Consider the following 16,482-nt stretch of genomic DNA (forward strand, 5'->3'; position numbering starts at 1 on the left):
AGACGTGCCTTCGCGCATTGACTTTAACTACAGCATTCCGGATGGTTATGATCAGGACATAAAGGATTTTATCAAAGAGAAAACCTATCCCTACGGCAGATGGTGACACCGACAGATGAAATCTGCCGGATAATATGCGCCGGAGCGGTGTGCTCCGTCTCTCCGATCGGGAAGCCTGGGGTTATCTGGCCATCGGTAGCGTGGCGGCACTGCTATTTGCTGTCACCATTGCGGTAATGTCGAACCGTGGCGGGACCAATGTGGGTCACATCTATTCGGTGATGACCTATATGTGGATGTTTGCCATGAGCCTGGATGATGGCCCACAGCTGCTGGAAAAATATTCCCAGTTGAAAGACATAGGTCGCCGGGTAAATACCGGCACGCACTGATTTGGCCGATTCATGCGCTGCCTTCTTTTGGGCGTTGTCTCAGTTGAGGGCTCAAGCAGCCGCCGGAGGGACCGGCGGCAACGGAGGTGAAGAATAACGAGCCGACTCGGGACCGAAAGCGATCACGGCTCAGGGAGGGGCTAATAATCCAGTTCACCTGGCGCAAATGCCCTGAATGCGTTATCAGACGGCGTATAGCCCAGCACTTCTCGCGTCTGTGTCAGATCAAAGCGCTTAAAGCGGTTATCGGAAATGCCGTAGCCAATAAAGAAGGTGATCTTCTCTGCCTCGACAGCGCCAGTCAGCAATCTGACGGCATCTTCCGGACTCAGCCATGCGCTGTAATCCCTCGCATTATGCAGGCTGTTATCCAGTGCAGGTTCAAACGCCCCGATTCTCAGCGCCACACAGCTCAACCCGTGCTGGCTGGCATAGAAGGCGCAAAGTGCTTCACCATAACATTTGGTGACGCCATACAGATTCGCGGGAGAGATAGCCATGCCAGGATGTATCTGCACATCCGCCGGGTAGCCCTCAATGGTCTGCGCACTGCTGGCAAAGACCAGACGACGACAGCGGTGCTCAGCTGCTGCCTTGAGTATCCAGGTCGTAGAGAGAATATTGGCGGGCAGCAGATCGTCGAAACTGGCCTGCGCATCCGGGATACCGGCGAGGTGGATGACGGTATCAACAGGCTCTTCAGCCAGTAATTTCTCCGCTGCACCAGGTTGTGACAGATCCGCCACAATAAAACGATGGGGTGCGGGTATCGCGTAATCCGGCTCACGTAAATCGGTCAGGATAAAACGGTAGTTGTTCTGGCTGGCCGCAAAGAAAGTGCGCCCGATTCGCCCGCTGGCACCGGTAAGAAGGATAACTCTGGTCGTCATCTGCTGATTCCTGTTATGCAAAAGAAGCGCTGAGAGGTCAGTTAAACAGAGATTCACGACTCAGGCCTGCGTAGCTTTCCGGATTGTGATCTTAAACAGGTCGCTATGCGCCAGAGTGGCACGGATAAATGCCCACGTTCCCGCAGCCTTCACTGTGCGCCAGATCACATAAATGGGTTGCTAAGCGTAGCCTGACTTTTTATAGTCTGCCCGCTTCACCCGGACGGGAACACGCGCTGCTTTCTCTCTCCGGCTCACTTCAGTTTTTTCAGTTCTGGCCATTGGGAATCAATTTTGTTAAGAAAAAATCATAAAACCGACGATGCCGGTTTTGTCCGCTGGGCATTACTGGCCCTCGCGCTGGGCGGCTTTGGCATCGGTACCGGTGAGTTCATCATGATGGGCCTGCTGCCAGATGTTTCACGCTCCCTGGCGATTACCGAGCCGCAGGCGGGCAACGCCATCGCCAGTTACGCACTGGGCGTGGTGGTCGGTGCGCCGTTTATTGCGGTGCTGGCGGCGCGAATGGCGCGTAAATCGCTGCTGCTGATCCTGATGGCGCTGTTCAGCATCGGGAATGTTGCCAGCGCGATGGCCGACAGCTATCACGGCCTGCTCGTGGCGCGTTTTCTGACCGGCCTGCCTCACGGCGCCTACTTTGGTGTGGCGTCGCTGGTAGCCGCCTCGCTGGTGCCGATTGAACGTCGTGGCCGCGCGCTGGCGTCACTGATGCTGGGACTGACGGTGGCGACCCTGATTGGTGTGCCGCTGGGCTCCTGGATAGGTCAATTATTTAGCTGGCACGTGGTGTTCACCTTTGTGGGCGCAATTGGACTGCTAACCTGCCTGCTGATTGGCCGCTATGTTCCTTACACGCCTGGCGATGTGGATGCGCATCCGCTGCGGGAACTGGGCGCGCTGAAAAACGCGCAGGTGCTGCTGACCCTGCTGGTGGGGGCGGTAGGATTTGGCGGGATGTTCGCCATCTTCAGTTATATCGCGCCGACGCTGATTAACATTGCTGGCATCTCCCCCTCGCTGATCCCCTGGGCGATGGTGGCGTTTGGGCTGGGAATGATCATCGGTAATCTGGTGGGTGGCCGTCTGGCTGATGGTCCGGTGCTGAATATTATTGGCTGGACGCTGTTATGGAACGTGCTGGTGATGCTGGCCTTCCCGGTGCTGGTTCAGCATGTGGCAACCGGCCTGCTGGCCACATTCCTGATCGGCACCTGCTCAGTGTTGCTGCCGTCATTGCAGATTCGCCTGATGGATGTCGCCAATGAGTCGCAAACCCTGGCGGCTGCGATGAATCACTCGGCGCTGAACATTGCCAATGCGATGGGCGCTTATCTTGGGGGCCTGACGGTGTCGCTTGGCTATGGCTGGATCTCAACAGCGTGGGTGGGTGTTGCGCTGGGCGTGGCCGGTCTGATGGTGTTTGTGCTCACGGCGCGACATGCTGCCCGTCAGCAGACTCAACTGGCCTGAGTTCTATAAAGCAGGGCGCAGCGATACTGTTTACGCTGCGCTTTATCGCTACATGGCCGCCGTATAATTTTTCAGCAATGATTAACCGCACTATTATTGACTCTCTGACCGTTCAGCGAAAATTATCATTCTGTCAGCCCTGATATTTCAAAATGCTCGGAAAATCAACAAGGGCGCTCCGGACGTCTGGATGTTAAAAGTAAATTAAAATAATGTTTGCTAATGTCGGCGAGGCGTGGCTTAATAGCGTCATCGGTTTGGAACACAGACCTTATCAAAGCAGTTTTAGTAAAGCAGTCCTCAGTGCAAGCGATATCACAAGATACCCTTATTCATGAGTCTCCTCCTAAAAGCCTGGTAAGTTACCTTCTGAAAGACAGGCCATCTTCGCCACTTTGTGGCTCATAAATTAAGGAATTATCGATGTCTAATAAAATGACTGGTTTAGTAAAATGGTTTGACGCTGGTAAAGGTTTCGGTTTTATCTCTCCTCAGGATGGCAGCAAAGATGTATTCGTACATTTCTCTGCAATTCAGAGCAACGATTATAAAACTCTGGACGAAGGTCAGCAGGTCGAATTCACTATTGAAAACGGCGCTAAAGGTCCTTCAGCGGCAAACGTTGTCCCTATGTAAGCCTTAATTATCAATAGTGCTTATCAACGCGTGATGGCAATAGCCTCAGCAGATAAGCCTGATATTGATAATTAATTAAAACCCGCCTTGTGCGGGTTTTTTGCGTTTATGATTTGCCTGATGCTTACGCGATGTTTTTTGCCCGCGCCAGATATCGGCGCAGGCCAGTAAAAAAATGTTCAGCGCACGCTGGCGACCAGCCACTGCTGCAATTCTGTCAGCTCCGCGCGTTGCTCCGGAAAATCCGCAATAAGCTGATTCAGCACCGGTTCAAGGGCATCGGGCCGATAGGTCACACCCTGCAACCGCTGCGCCAGCGCTTCCAGCGGCGCAGGGTTGAGGCTGTCGCTGAAAATCTGACAGCGGCTGATCACGCCGCGTTCTACATCGAAATGAATCTCCACACCACCCCAGACAAAACGCTGGTCCAGCAGATGCGAGAAATCGGGTGCCTGACCGAAATTCCACTCCCAGCTACTCTGCTTTGCGAACTGCTCTCTGAAACCCGGCAGATCGGGCAGGGCGTCGGGAGAGATCCTCTCTGGCTCACAGCGCTCACCGTAATAGTTGAAAAATGCGTCCGTCACCGCGGAGCAGATCGCCTGATAGCTGATACCCGGCGTTAACTCCGCCAGATTGGTCACTCTGGCGCGCACTGAGGTAATCCCCTTCGCCTGCAATTTCTTCACATCCGGATTAAGGTAATCCGCCAGGCGAGAGAGGTCGGCATCCATCAGAATAGTGCCGTGATGGAAACCGCGATCCGGCGTTTCACGGTAGGCTGAACCGGATATTTTGCGCAGTCCGTCAGCGGTGTTCACCACTAAGTCGTTACGGCCAGAGGCCTCCGCGGGTACGCCAAGCGAAGCCAGTGCGCGCAGGATGATCTCAGTCGAGACGCTTTTATCATACTCCGGCTTGCCGGCCATAAAGGTAAAACAGCAATTGCCGAGATCGTGAAATACCGCGCCACCGCCGCTGCTGCGACGCGCCAGCCGGATGCCATCTTCGGCCATGCGTCGGGTGTTGCACTCTTTCCACGGATTCTGTGCCCGCCCTATCACCACCGTCTCCGCATTACGCCACAAAAACAGCACCCGCTGGGTGGCCGGCATCTGGCGGAAAATGCACTCTTCTACCGCCAGGTTAAACCAGGGATCGTTGGATGCAGATAACAGTAAACGCAGCGTGGACATCGGTGACTCCCGTTCCTTAAGAGAAGAGGCCCATAAAGCAGGGCAGAAGGCAGAGTGTACCAGCCGGGAAACGGGACTACATGCCTCTTCATGCCGTGATGCTGCGGCAAAAAAAGATAAAATGCCGTCTGCAGAGTAATCGCGGCAGATTGGTGTACGACATTATGACAATATGGATAAGGAGTGTGCTGATTCCCCTGCTTATTTTCCCTTTGAGAGAACAAAAACCGTATGAACGCTTCCGCTGGCATAGCGATGAAGATCACCGCTGCATTAAGTAGCACGCTGATGCTGGCCTGTGTAAAAGAACTCGATGGGGCGATACCGGTCGGCGAAGTAATATTTTTTCGCTCGCTGCTGGCACTGGTGCCGCTGTTAATCTGGCTGCGCTTGCAGGGCAGCGTGCTGGACGGCATTCGCACCCGCAATATTCGGGGGCATTTTGTGCGCGGGCTGGCCGGAACCGGTGGACTCTATTTCAGTTATCTGTCGCTGCTCTACATTTCTCTGACCGACGCCACGGCTATCAACTATGCCGCGCCGCTGTTTACCGTGCTGCTGGCGGCGCTATTTCTGCGCGAAAAAGTGCGTCACCATCGCTGGGTCGCGGTCTTTACCGGTTTCAGTGGCATTCTGGTGATGTTCTCCGGGCATCTCACACTGACGCGCCAGGCAACATTTTCCCTTTCTGCATCGGCGGGTATTCTGCTGGCGTTGATGGCGGCCTTCTGTACGGCCTGTGCGCTGGTGCAGATCCGCTTTCTTAACGGCAAAGAGAAGCCGGGCGCCATCGCTTTCTGGTTCGCTATCACCACGGCCTTAACGTCGCTGGTCACGCTGCCAGGCGGCTGGAAAGTGCCGCATGGCAATCAGCTGGCGTTACTGGTGGGATGTGGGCTGCTGGGCGGTATTACTCAGATTCTGATGACTCTGAGCCTGCGCTATGCTGAAGCGTCCTTGCTGGCCCCGTTCGACTACACCACCTTAATCTGGTCAGTGGCGGTGGGTTATCTGCTGCTCGGCAATCTGCCAACCTCCACCACGGTGATGGGTGCGATTCTGGTGGTGGCAGGCGGCCTTTACTCGGTGCTGTATGAGCGTTACCGCTTCCGTAAAGCGCGGGTAGTTAATGCCAGTCGTTGATCGGCCCGTCCGGCATCGCCTTGTTATTTCCAGAGTGATAACGCAGAGTTAATAATTTGTGATCGCGGCGAAGGAACAGTCGGCTGCATTCGTTTACGTTGTGAGCAATCAGAATGTAATCGATTACTTATTCGTGAGGTTCCCATGATTGCAACAGTGCAGGAGAGAGCAGGCCAGCAGATGCAGCATAAGCTGCTGGTGCCGCGCCTCTCTCTGATGATGTTTATGCAGTTCTTTATCTGGGGCAGCTGGTCTGTGACGCTGGGGCTGGTAATGACCCGTCACAACATGCCGTTGCTGATTGGGGATGCGTTTTCGGCCGGGCCCATCGCCTCAATTCTCTCGCCGTTTGTGCTCGGCATGCTGGTGGATCGCTTTTTTCCCTCACAGAAAGTAATGGCGGTGATGAACCTGGCGGGCGCAGCGATTCTCTGGTTCGTGCCCCAGGCGCTAATCGCGGAGAACGGGGCGCAGCTGATCGCACTGTTGTTTGGCTATACGCTCTGCTTTATGCCGACGCTGGCGCTTTCAAATAACATCGCGTTTCACAGCCTCGCCAGCAGCGAGAAAAGCTTTCCCATTGTCAGAGTCTTCGGCACCATCGGCTGGATCGTGGCGGGGATCTTTATCGGCGTAACCGGCATTGCTGACAGCGTGGCAGTGTTCCAGCTGGCGGCGCTCTGTTCGGTACTGCTGGCGATCTACAGCCTGACGCTGCCACATACGCCGGCACCAGCCAAAGGATTGCCGTTAAAAGTCCGCGATCTCTTCTGCGCCGATGCCTTCGCACTGCTGCGACTGCGTCATTTCCTGGTCTTCGCTGTATGTGCCACCCTGATCTCTATTCCGCTCGGCACCTACTACGCTTTTACCGCCTCCTGGCTGGCGGATGCCGGTATCCGGGAAGTCAGCACCCTGATGTCACTGGGTCAGATGTCTGAAATTGTTTTCATGCTGATCATTCCACTGCTGTTCCGCCGTCTTGGCGTGAAAGTCATGCTGCTGATTGGGATGACAGCGTGGTTTGTCCGCTATGTACTGTTTGCGCTGGGCATGAGTGATGAGACGCGCACGCTGATTTATCTGGGCATTCTGCTGCATGGCGTCTGCTATGACTTCTTCTTTGTGGTGGGATTCATCTACACCGATCGGATCGCCGGTGAAAAGGTCAAGGGGCAGGCGCAGAGCATGGTGGTGATGTTCACCTACGGCATCGGCATGCTGCTGGGATCGCAAATCTCAGGTGCGCTCTACAATCAGCTGGTGGCGGGTAACGCCAGCGCAGAGAGCTGGGCGATATTCTGGTGGATCCCTGCCGTGGCGGCTGCGGTGATTGCGATTATTTTCTTCTTCTCATTCAAATACCGTGATTAAGCGGTAACTGAACTCAGGAGTCACAGATGAAAACAGTTAAGGGACCCGGCATCTTCTTGTCTCAATTCATTACCACCCAGCCGCCTTTCAACTCGCTGACGGGGCTTGCGGAGTGGGCCGCCGGGCTGGGATACCGGGCACTGCAGATCCCCTGCCACCAGCCCGCTATTTTCGACCTTAAGCAGGCAGCGGTCAGCCAGACTTACTGCGACGAGGTGCGGGGAATACTGGCCGGTTTCGGGCTGGAGATCAGTGAGCTTTCAACGCATCTGGAAGGGCAACTGGTTGCCGTGAACCCCGCATACGATCTCGCTTTTGATAATTTTGCGCCTGCCGCGCTGCGAGGCGATCCCGCCCGGCGCACCGACTGGGCCATCGCTACGCTAAAGCGTGCGGCTGCTGCTTCTGAAAAACTCGGCCTGCGCGCACATGCCACTTTTTCCGGCTCGCTCGCCTGGCCCTGGTTTTATCCCTGGCCGCCGCACCATGAAGCGCTGTTTAATGAGGCGTTTGCTGAGCTGGCGCGCCGCTGGCTGCCGGTGCTGGACAGCTTTGACCATCACGGTGTGGACCTCTGCTATGAGATTCATCCCGGCGAAGACCTGCATGACGGTGTCACGTTTGAGCGATTTCTGACGCAAGTGAATCACCACCCGCGCTGCAATATCCTGTTCGATCCCAGCCATCTTCTTCTGCAACACATCGACTATCTGCAGTTCATGGACCTCTATCATCCGCGTATCAAAGCTTTTCACGTTAAGGATGCGGAGTACCAGTTAAATGGACGCAGCGGAGTGTATGGCGGTTATCAGCCGTGGCTGGCGCGCGCCGGACGCTTCCGCTCGCCGGGCGATGGCCAGATCGACTTCAGCCGCATTTTCAGCAAACTTGCCCAGTACGACTATGACGGCTGGGCGGTGCTGGAGTGGGAGTGCTGTCTGAAGGATGGCGAGACCGGGGCGCGTGAAGGGGCGGAATTTATCCGCCGGCATATTATCCCGGTGGCTGACCGCGCTTTTGATGATTTTGCTTTATCAGAGAACGCCCCTTCGGTGCGCCATCAGCTGGGTCTGGATCGCGACGTCTGAGGCGGCATGGATTCAAAGGTTTTCTGTGGGTGAGTTTTAAAAAAGAGGGATCGCTATGTCTATTCAGAAAATCGCCCGGATGGCGGGTGTTTCGGTTGCCACCGTTTCCCGTGTGTTGAATAACAGCGACAGCGTAAAACCGGCTAACCGGCAGAAAGTCCTTGAGGCAATCGAAGAGAGCAACTATCAGCCTAACCTGCTGGCGCGCCAGCTGCGTACGGCGCGCAGCTCGATGATTCTGGTACTGGTTTCCGATATCTCTAACCCATTCTGCGCAGAGGTGGTCAAAGGCATTGAGGAGCAGGCGGAGAGAAATGGCTATCGCATCCTGTTGTGTAACTCGGGCGCCGATATTGCCCGTTCGCGATCCAGCCTGCAACTGCTCTCCGGCAAGATGGTGGATGGCATTATCACCATGGATGCATTCAGCAAGCTGCCGGAGCTGAGCCAGCTGATAGGCACGGCACCCTGGGTTCAGTGCGCCGAACATGATGATAATGGCCAGATCTCCTGCGTCGGGATTGATGATGACGTCGCTGCGCAGTCAGTGGTGCACTATCTGGCCGGACAGGGACGTCAGCGCATTGCGCTGATTAATCACGACCTCCGCTACCGATATGCCCGCCTGCGTCAGCAGGGCTACGCACATCAACTCAAAGAGCAACAACTCGCATGGCAGGCCATCGCTTACGCCAGTGAGTTAAGCTTCAGCGCCGGTAAAGCCGCGATGAATCAGCTGCTGGTGGGCGAGACACGACCGGACGCCGTGTTTGCGGTTTCAGATACGCTGGCAGCGGGTGCCATGGCGGCGATACAGCAGGCGGGTCTGCGGATACCTCAGGAGATTGCCGTGGTGGGTTTTGACGGCAGTGAACTGGCCGACATGGTATCGCCGCCGCTGACGACTCTGGCTCAGCCCTCCAGGGAGATTGGCCGTCGTGCCTGTGAGCTGGTGCTGCAAAAAATCATCCGGCCAGACTCTCCGCCACAATGTGTGATCATGCAGGGAGAGCTGGTGATGCGAGCCAGTAGCTGAAGGATTAATCCGCAAAACCTGGCCCCGCTATAACCTCGTCTTTATTGTCTACTAAAACGCGACAGTCATTGCCAGTTCACGCCATTGTGTGACTACCTGGTTTACTTATATGCTGTTTCCATCGAAGGGCATTCGCACTTCCCGAATCAACGAAGGGGCAGAATATGATTGAGCAAAGATTGTCAGAGCAACGCGGCGTGGGCGATCACGGCTGGCTGAATTCACGTCACACCTTCTCTTTTGCAAACTACTGGGATCCAAAGCAGGCGGGCTTTTCAGATCTGCTGGTGATCAATGATGATCGGGTAGCCAAAGGTCGCGGTTTTGGCGCCCATCCTCACAGCAACATGGAGATTATCTCCTATGTCCTGGAGGGCGCGCTGGAGCATAAAGACTCCATGGGCACCGGCTCTGTGATTGTTCCCGGGGATGTGCAGCTGATGAGTGCCGGTAGCGGTGTGACTCACAGTGAGTTCAACCACTCGGGCACCGAGGGTGTTCACTTTCTGCAAATCTGGGTGGTGCCGGCAGAGAAAAATAGCCCGCCAGGCTACCAGCAGGTCTCCGTCAGCGAAGCGGATAAACGCGGTAATCTGCGACTGATTATTTCGCCGGAAGGTGAAAACGGGGCATTGCGGGTGCGCCAGGATATTCGCATCTATGCGGGACTGTTCCAGGGGGATGAGCAGCAGACAATCACTCTGCCGGACGACCGCTATGCGTATATTCATGTGGCGCACGGCAGTGTCAGGGTAAATGGCCTGCAATTTAGTGCCGGAGACGGTGCGCGGGTTCGCAATGAGAAAACGCTGTCGTTCAGTCACGGTGAAGGAGCGGAGGTGTTGTTATTCGATCTGCGTCCCAACGAAGTGAATCATCCAACCCGTTAAAATGAAAACTGCGCGGCTGTCACCGCGCAGTTTTTTTTGCATCACTGCGCGTTAAGAAACGCCAGCAGATCCTGATTCAGTTGATCCTGATGCGTCACCGCAAAACCGTGCGGCGCATTGTCATAAACCTTGAGTTCAGCACCTTCTATCATCTCCGCCGCCACTTTGCCGGTGGATTCAAACGGAACGATCTGGTCGTTGCTGCCATGAATCACCAGCGTCGGCACATTCACTTTCGCTACATCAGCACGGAAATCGGTCTCAGCAAAAGCGGTGACGCAATCAACGGTGCTCTTCAGCGAAGCGAGCAGCGCGATGTTCAGCGTCTGCGTCATGACGCCATCAGAAACGGTCTGTCCGGCATTGGTACCATAAAACGGCGTAGCGAACTCTTTGATAAACTGCGCGCGATCCTTAAGCAGGCCATCACGAATCCCTTCAAACACCGACATATCGACACCCTGCGGGTAGTCTGCCGTTTTGCCAAAGATTGGCGTGACGGCACCGAGAAGCACCAGTGCCGCGACGCGATCGCTGCCATAGCTGCCGATATAGCGCGTGACGTCGCCGCCACCCATTGAGAAACCCACCAGCGTCACATTCTGCAGGTCAAGATGGGTGATCAAATCGTTGATGTCAGAAGCAAAGGTATCGTAGTTATTACCGGTCCAGGGCTGATCAGAACGACCAAATCCACGACGGTCAAAGGCGATAACCCGATAACCGTGCTCCGCCAGGAAGTTCATCTGGCTGTCCCACATATCGGCATCCAGCGGCCAGCCGTGGCTGAACAGAACCGGCTTACCGGTGCCCCAGTCTTTAAAGTAGATCTGTGTGCCGTCGGTCGTTTTAAAGGTGCTCATGGTATTGCCCTCTGTATGACGTGATGGATGAAAAGATGGTGTGCCAGTCACGCTGGCGCCACCAGATAGCGAACCTCGGGTGAATGTTCACCCTGATGAAAAGCGAAAACCCGTCGCTCTATCTTTTTGTCGTTGATGGTGTAGCGCTCTTTCTGACGCAGATGCTCAACCCAGGAGCCGACGACAAACGTCTCAACGAAAATGCCGGGCTGCAGAATATCTTCATACAGTGACCAGTTGATGGCGCCACCGCGACGCCTGACCCGCCGCATATCCTGCATGCAGACGGTAAAGGCATGTGCATCATCAATAGTAATCCGGTATTCGTAATTCACCATCACCGGGCCGCGTTCATGACGAATATCCAGTGCGGGCGCGTTGACGCCATCACCAATCATATCGAGATTAAGGTCGGGATCCTGGTCGAGACGCCAGCGCCAGACGGTGCTGCTGGCCAGCACCATGCCCAGTGCGGCGATGCAGAGCGACAGCGGAATGCTGAAGTGCGAGGCGAGCTGTCCCCAGAGTGCGCTGCCAGCGGTCATGGAGCCGAAGAACACCGTCAGATAGACCGCCAGCGCGCGGGCTTTTACCCATTTCGCGGCGCTGCGCTGTGCGCCGAGATTCAGCGTCGAGAGCACGGCAATCCAGGCAAATCCGGTAAAAAATTCAAACGCATTCAGTAGCCAGAAGTGGCGTACAAAAGCCAGCGCCAGCATGGTCAGGGCGAAAACAAGACTGGCGAGTACCATCAGGCGATCGGAGCTCAGGTGACGACGCAGGCGCGGCAGCAGCACCGCGCCGGTAATCGCGCCAACACCGATACAGGCCAGCATGATGCCGTAGCCGCCAGGGCCAAGGCCGAGTTCACGACGTGCCACCAGCGGCAGTAATGCCCAGCCCGCGCTGCCAAACAGGAAGAAGGCAAAGGTTCGCACCAGCACATTACGCAACACCGGTGCCGCGTGAACGTAGCGCAGTCCGGCACGCACCGCCGGAAACAAGTGTTCGGGCGGGAGGCGCTGCACGCTCGGCTCCGCCTTCCAGCGCCAGAGCACCCAGGTGACGCCCAGCACTGATAGCGCATTCAGCAGGAAGACCATCCAGGGACCAGTGAACGAGAGGATCAGGCCACCCAGCGCCGGGCCGACGGCACGACTGATATTAATACCGAGTGAGTTAAGGGCAATGGCCGCGCCCAGCTCAGGTTTCGACACCAGATCCGGCACTACCGCCTGAAAGGGCGGTGAACTCATGGCGGCACCGGCGCTCAGCAAGAAGGCTGCCACCAGCAGCACCTCGGGAGTGACATGGCCGGTCCAGGCGAGTACCGTCAGCCCACAGGCGGCGATAAAGGTCCATAGCTGGGAAAACAGCAGATATTTGCGGCGGTCAACGATATCCGCCATCACGCCTGAGGGCAGCGCGAACAGGAACATCGGCAAACTGCTGGCCGCCTGCACCAGCGCCACGGCCAGCGGATCGGCACTCAGCGTCAGCATGCTCCAGTTCACACCCACATCGTTCATCCATGAACCGATGTTGGAGACGACGGTGGCGATCCACAGCATGCGGAACACCGGCCTGCGTAGCGGCTGTAACGGCGAAATCTCGCCAGCGGCCTGGACCTCAGGCTGCTCCTGCTCCAGCTGGTGGATATCATTAACCTGCGCCATGACGAACCCCCTGATGTTTCACCGCGCCGATTCGCCAGCCGCCAGGCCCGGTCAGCGCCAGCGTGGTAAAGATAATCAGCAGCAGCCAGCCGAACTGGCCTTCCGCCAGTGACCAGCCAGGGTGTACCACCAGCATCGCGACCAGCAGCACCGCGATGCTCGGCAGGCAGGCAATCCGGGTACCCCAGCCGAGAATAATAAAGATCGGGCAGATGACTTCTGCCACTATCGCTGGCAGCAGGCTCATCATCGGTCCCAGACCAAACGGGTCTTCTATACGCGTCAGTTCTTCGCTGAAATGCAGAATTTTCGGCAGTCCATGCACCTTTAACAGCAGCAGGCTGCCGGTCAGGCGCAGGAAGAACAGCCCCGCGTTGATGCGGGGCGATTGAGTGATAGCGTTATTCATGATTAAAACGCGAAGCAGCTGCAGCCGAGCGCGCCCCAGAAGGCGTTATCTTCGGCAACCGGAACGCTGGAACCACGGGCGATCTCATGGGAGTGGCGATGAACACCGCAGGGGCCACTACAGTGGTGCACGGTGGGCATCGTACCCGCACGGCTCTGCGCAACCGGCGGAGCGCTGCGATAGTGACCTGGCACATTCACCACTGGTGACCACTCAGGCAGAACCGGAATAGCGGGCGGCGCATCCGCGCTGAACGATCCGGCGGCATAGACAATATTGCCATCCACCACCGTCAGCACTGACTCAATGCCTTTAATTTCCTCTTCCGGCACGCTGAAGAAATCTTTGCTCAGCACGGCCAGATCCGCCAGAAGACCTACCTGAATCCGACCTTTTTTATTTTGTTCGCTGGAGAACCAGGCGCTGCCCTGCGTCCAGAGCATCAGAGCCGTTTCACGGTCAAGGCGGGCATTGACGTCATACATCTGCATGCCACCCACGGTGCGACCGGAAACCAGCCAGTAGAGTGCGGTCCAGGGGTTATAACTGGCGACGCGGGTTGCATCGGTGCCGAGTCCGACCGGGACGCCGGTTTCCAGCATTTTCTGAACCGGTGGAGTATGGCGGGTGGCTTCAATACCGTAGCGCTCAGCAAAGTATTCGCCCTGGAATGCCATGCGATGCTGCACCGCAATGCCACCGCCCAGCTCTTTGATACGATCGATATTGCGCTGAGTGACGGTTTCCGCGTGGTCAAAGAACCAGTGCAGACCATTAAACGGGATATCGCGGTTGACCTTCTCAAAGACATCCAGCATCCGGCTGATCGACTCGTCATAGGTTGCATGCAGACGGAAAGGCCAGCGATGTTCCACCAGATGACGCACCACGCGCTCCAGTTCATCCTCCATGCCAGGCGCTAAGTCCGGACGTGGCTCCAGAAAATCTTCGAAGTCGGCGGCCGAGAACACCAGCATTTCGCCTGCGCCGTTGTGACGGAAATAGTCGCTGCCCTGGCCTGGCGTCAGCATGTCCGTCCACTTCTCAAAATCTTCCAGTTCATGACCCGGACGCTGAGTGAAGAGGTTGTAGGCGATACGCAGCGTCATCTGCTTTTTCTGATGCAGTTCAGCGATCACTTCGTAATCTTCGGGATAGTTCTGGAAGCCGCCGCCCGCATCAATGGCGCTGGTCAGACCCAGTCGATTCAGCTCGCGCATAAACTGACGGGTCGAGTTGATCTGCTGTTCCAGCGGCAGTTTCGGTCCTTTGGCCAGGGTGGCGTAGAGGATCATCGCATTGGGGCGGGCGATCAGCAGGCCGGTGGGATTGCCGTTGCTGTCGCGCTGGATTTCGCCACCCGGCGGGTTCGGTGTCTCTTTGGTGTAGCCGACGACTTTCAGCGCTGCGCGGTTGAGCAGGGCGCGGTCATAAAGATGCAGCACGAAAACTGGCGTGTCGGGGGCCGCTTCGTTGATCTCATCCAGCGTCGGCATCCGTCGCTCGGCAAACTGGAACTCGGTCCAGCCGCCTACTACACGCACCCACTGCGGTGACGGCGTGCGCAGCGCCTGCTCTTTGAGCATTCGCAGCGCATCGGCAACCGACGGCACCCCTTCCCAGCGCAGCTCAAGGTTGTAGTTCAGACCACCACGTATCAGGTGCAGGTGGGAATCGTTCAGGCCCGGCACGGCGGTGTGACCTTTAAGATCGATCACTTTGGTGCCGTCGCAGTGATACTCCATCGCCTCTGCCAGTGTGCCTACCGCAACGAATTTGCCATCACGAATCGCAACCGCTTCTGCCACCGGATTGCTGCGGTCAACAGTATGAAATTTGCCATGGGTCAGTATCAATTCTGCTTTACCCAGCGTAACCATAGATCCTCCTCAACGGGGTTGTCCGACGTAGTGCGGGACAGGAAGTGCCGCAGATAACAGGGCACGAATAAGCCGGATTATGGTGAGCGGGTTAATGCGTCGTCTAGTTATACAGAGGGATACCTATACCTTCGTATAGTTATACGCAGAGATAATAGTTTGCCTTCGCCCGTCGCCCTACACTGCGACCAGACAGCCAGCAGCAGGACGTTAAACCTGCACTGACCGTCCTTTTGCTCCGTGCCAATTGGCGAAAATTCCGTTACATAACCTCTATGGGTGAACGCATGTCCAACGCTAAGCTTGAAGTCCTCACGCCACATAACAGCCAGATTATTTTCATCGACCAGCAGCCGCAGATGGCCTTTGGCGTGCAGTCGATTGACCGCCAGGTGCTGAAAAACAACACCGTTGCGCTGGCGAAGGCGGCGAAAGTCTTCAATATCCCCACCATCATTACCACCGTCGAAACCGAAAGCTTCTCGGGCCACACCTATCCTGAACTGCTGGATGTGTTTCCGGGTCAGGACATTCTGGAGCGCAGCTCAATGAACTCCTGGGATGACCAGAAAGTGCGTGATGCGCTGGCCGCGAACGGCAAGAAAAAAGTGGTGGTGTCCGGTCTCTGGACGGAAGTGTGTAACAACAGCTTTGCGCTGTGCGCAATGCTGGAAGGGGATTATGAGATCTATATGGTGGCGGATGCGTCAGGCGGCACCACCAAAGAAGCGCACGACTACGCGATGCAGCGCATGATTCAGGCGGGTGTGGTACCGGTCACCTGGCAGCAGGTGATGCTGGAGTGGCAGCGTGACTGGGCCAACCGGGACACTTACGATGCGGTGATGAACATCGCCAAAGAGCATTCAGGTGCCTATGGCATTGGTGTGGATTATGCCTACACCATGGTACACAAAGCGCCGTCACGTCAAAAAAGTGAACACCGTACCCTGGCACCGGTTCACGCACCGGTCCGCTAAGGGGCGTCCTGCTGATCGGCTTACGTCTGCCGGTCAGCAGGCATAACAGGAGTCTGGTTATGAATCCTTTACTGCTTTCTCTGGCTGCAGGGGTATTGATTGGCCTGCTTTACGGCCTGCTAAAGGTGCGTTCACCGGCTCCGCCCGCGATTGCGCTGGTGGGGTTGCTGGGGATGTTGCTGGGTGGGGCGCTGGTGCACGCAGTCTTGCCCGCAGAGCATACGACCACCCTGCAGCGATCGGATGCGCCGTTTGTTACACCTGTTTCGCGGGTAAGCTGAACATGTTGAAATCCTACATTATTTCTCTCACGGTGGGGCTGCTTGCCGGGGTAATCTATGCCCTGATCAACGTGAACTCTCCGGCACCGCCGGTTATTGCTTTAGTGGGGCTGTTTGGCATGCTGGTGGGTGAGCAGTTGATTCCGCTGGGTACGCGTCTGTTCCGCCGTCAGCCGGTGACGCTGAAGTGGTTTCGCCATGAGTGTGTGCCAAAAATCAGTGGGACACCGCCACCCGATGGCGATAACCACCCTTAA

The 16,482-nt window shown here is 56.3% G+C and carries 16 protein-coding genes and 1 pseudogene; 11 read left to right on the plus strand and 6 right to left on the minus strand.

Annotated elements, in window-relative coordinates; translation table 11 throughout:
* Nucleotides 1-152: 152 nt before the first annotated feature.
* Nucleotides 153-392: pseudogene (locus NR201_RS08300) on the plus strand (hypothetical protein); the annotation flags it as partial.
* A 140-nt stretch (nucleotides 393-532) separates the two neighbouring features.
* On the opposite strand, the gene NR201_RS08305 reads toward NR201_RS08300, so the two are convergent.
* Nucleotides 533-1,282, minus strand: a complete 750-nt coding sequence (locus NR201_RS08305) for an NAD(P)-dependent oxidoreductase (protein ID WP_256849631.1) — start codon at nucleotides 1,280-1,282, stop codon at nucleotides 533-535.
* 294 nt (nucleotides 1,283-1,576) lie between these two features.
* On the opposite strand from NR201_RS08305, the gene NR201_RS08310 reads away from it, so the two are divergent.
* Nucleotides 1,577-2,773: an MFS transporter gene (locus tag NR201_RS08310; protein ID WP_033760352.1), complete on the plus strand. Its 1,197-nt coding sequence runs from the start codon at nucleotides 1,577-1,579 to the stop codon at nucleotides 2,771-2,773.
* Between the two features lie 423 nt (nucleotides 2,774-3,196).
* Nucleotides 3,197-3,409, plus strand: coding sequence for an RNA chaperone/antiterminator CspA (gene cspA / locus NR201_RS08315; protein WP_003855207.1), 213 nt, complete (start codon nucleotides 3,197-3,199; stop codon nucleotides 3,407-3,409).
* A gap of 179 nt (nucleotides 3,410-3,588) precedes the next feature.
* Here cspA and NR201_RS08320 read toward each other — a convergent pair whose 3' ends face one another.
* Complete coding sequence (locus NR201_RS08320; RefSeq protein ID WP_172609066.1) at nucleotides 3,589-4,605, minus strand: lipoate--protein ligase A; 1,017 nt, start codon at nucleotides 4,603-4,605, stop codon at nucleotides 3,589-3,591.
* Nucleotides 4,606-4,836: 231 nt separating this feature from the next.
* Between NR201_RS08320 and NR201_RS08325 the strand changes: the two genes are divergently transcribed.
* From NR201_RS08325 to NR201_RS08345, 5 genes are all read left to right on the plus strand, one after another.
* The gene (locus tag NR201_RS08325) at nucleotides 4,837-5,748 is read left to right on the plus strand and encodes a DMT family transporter (RefSeq protein ID WP_031292565.1); all 912 of its coding nucleotides are present in this window, start codon (nucleotides 4,837-4,839) and stop codon (nucleotides 5,746-5,748) included.
* Between the two features lie 144 nt (nucleotides 5,749-5,892).
* Nucleotides 5,893-7,122 (plus strand): MFS transporter, encoded by a 1,230-nt coding sequence (locus tag NR201_RS08330; RefSeq protein ID WP_172609067.1) that lies wholly within the window; start codon nucleotides 5,893-5,895, stop codon nucleotides 7,120-7,122.
* A 26-nt stretch (nucleotides 7,123-7,148) separates the two neighbouring features.
* Nucleotides 7,149-8,210 carry a sugar phosphate isomerase/epimerase gene (locus NR201_RS08335; RefSeq protein ID WP_172609068.1) on the plus strand — a complete coding sequence of 354 codons (1,062 nt, stop codon included), beginning with the start codon at nucleotides 7,149-7,151 and terminating at the stop codon, nucleotides 8,208-8,210.
* Between the two features lie 55 nt (nucleotides 8,211-8,265).
* Nucleotides 8,266-9,246 carry a LacI family DNA-binding transcriptional regulator gene (locus NR201_RS08340; protein ID WP_172609069.1) on the plus strand — a complete coding sequence of 327 codons (981 nt, stop codon included), beginning with the start codon at nucleotides 8,266-8,268 and terminating at the stop codon, nucleotides 9,244-9,246.
* 164 nt (nucleotides 9,247-9,410) lie between these two features.
* Nucleotides 9,411-10,136 carry a pirin family protein gene (locus NR201_RS08345; RefSeq protein ID WP_182504980.1) on the plus strand — a complete coding sequence of 242 codons (726 nt, stop codon included), beginning with the start codon at nucleotides 9,411-9,413 and terminating at the stop codon, nucleotides 10,134-10,136.
* 41 nt (nucleotides 10,137-10,177) lie between these two features.
* On the opposite strand, the gene NR201_RS08350 is transcribed toward NR201_RS08345, so the two are convergent.
* The 4 genes from NR201_RS08350 to NR201_RS08365 are packed head-to-tail and all read right to left on the minus strand — an operon-like array spanning nucleotide 10,178 to nucleotide 14,964.
* Entirely contained in the window at nucleotides 10,178-10,999 is an 822-nt protein-coding gene (locus NR201_RS08350; protein WP_010247190.1) for an alpha/beta fold hydrolase, read from the minus strand.
* Nucleotides 11,000-11,046: 47 nt separating this feature from the next.
* A complete protein-coding gene (locus NR201_RS08355; protein WP_256849632.1) occupies nucleotides 11,047-12,675 on the minus strand; it encodes an MFS transporter in 1,629 nt (542 codons plus the stop codon).
* Nucleotides 12,662-13,084, minus strand: a complete 423-nt coding sequence (locus NR201_RS08360) for a DoxX family protein (protein ID WP_256849633.1) — start codon at nucleotides 13,082-13,084, stop codon at nucleotides 12,662-12,664. Before NR201_RS08360 ends, NR201_RS08355 begins: the two co-directional genes overlap by 14 nt.
* 2 nt (nucleotides 13,085-13,086) lie before the next feature.
* Nucleotides 13,087-14,964, minus strand: a complete 1,878-nt coding sequence (locus NR201_RS08365; protein ID WP_256849634.1) for an amidohydrolase — start codon at nucleotides 14,962-14,964, stop codon at nucleotides 13,087-13,089.
* 287 nt (nucleotides 14,965-15,251) lie between these two features.
* Here NR201_RS08365 and NR201_RS08370 point away from each other — a divergent pair, with 287 nt between their 5' ends.
* The 3 genes from NR201_RS08370 to NR201_RS08380 are packed head-to-tail and all read left to right on the plus strand — an operon-like array spanning nucleotide 15,252 to nucleotide 16,482.
* Nucleotides 15,252-15,944 (plus strand): hydrolase, encoded by a 693-nt coding sequence (locus tag NR201_RS08370; protein WP_010670331.1) that lies wholly within the window; start codon nucleotides 15,252-15,254, stop codon nucleotides 15,942-15,944.
* 59 nt (nucleotides 15,945-16,003) lie between these two features.
* Nucleotides 16,004-16,225: a XapX domain-containing protein gene (locus NR201_RS08375; RefSeq protein WP_033773924.1), complete on the plus strand. Its 222-nt coding sequence runs from the start codon at nucleotides 16,004-16,006 to the stop codon at nucleotides 16,223-16,225.
* Nucleotides 16,226-16,227: 2 nt separating this feature from the next.
* Nucleotides 16,228-16,482: a XapX domain-containing protein gene (locus NR201_RS08380; protein ID WP_033780211.1), complete on the plus strand. Its 255-nt coding sequence runs from the start codon at nucleotides 16,228-16,230 to the stop codon at nucleotides 16,480-16,482.

The organism is Pantoea sp. Fr-CA_6, assembly GCF_024520895.1.
GTDB classification, from domain to species: Bacteria; Pseudomonadota; Gammaproteobacteria; order Enterobacterales; family Enterobacteriaceae; genus Pantoea; species Pantoea agglomerans.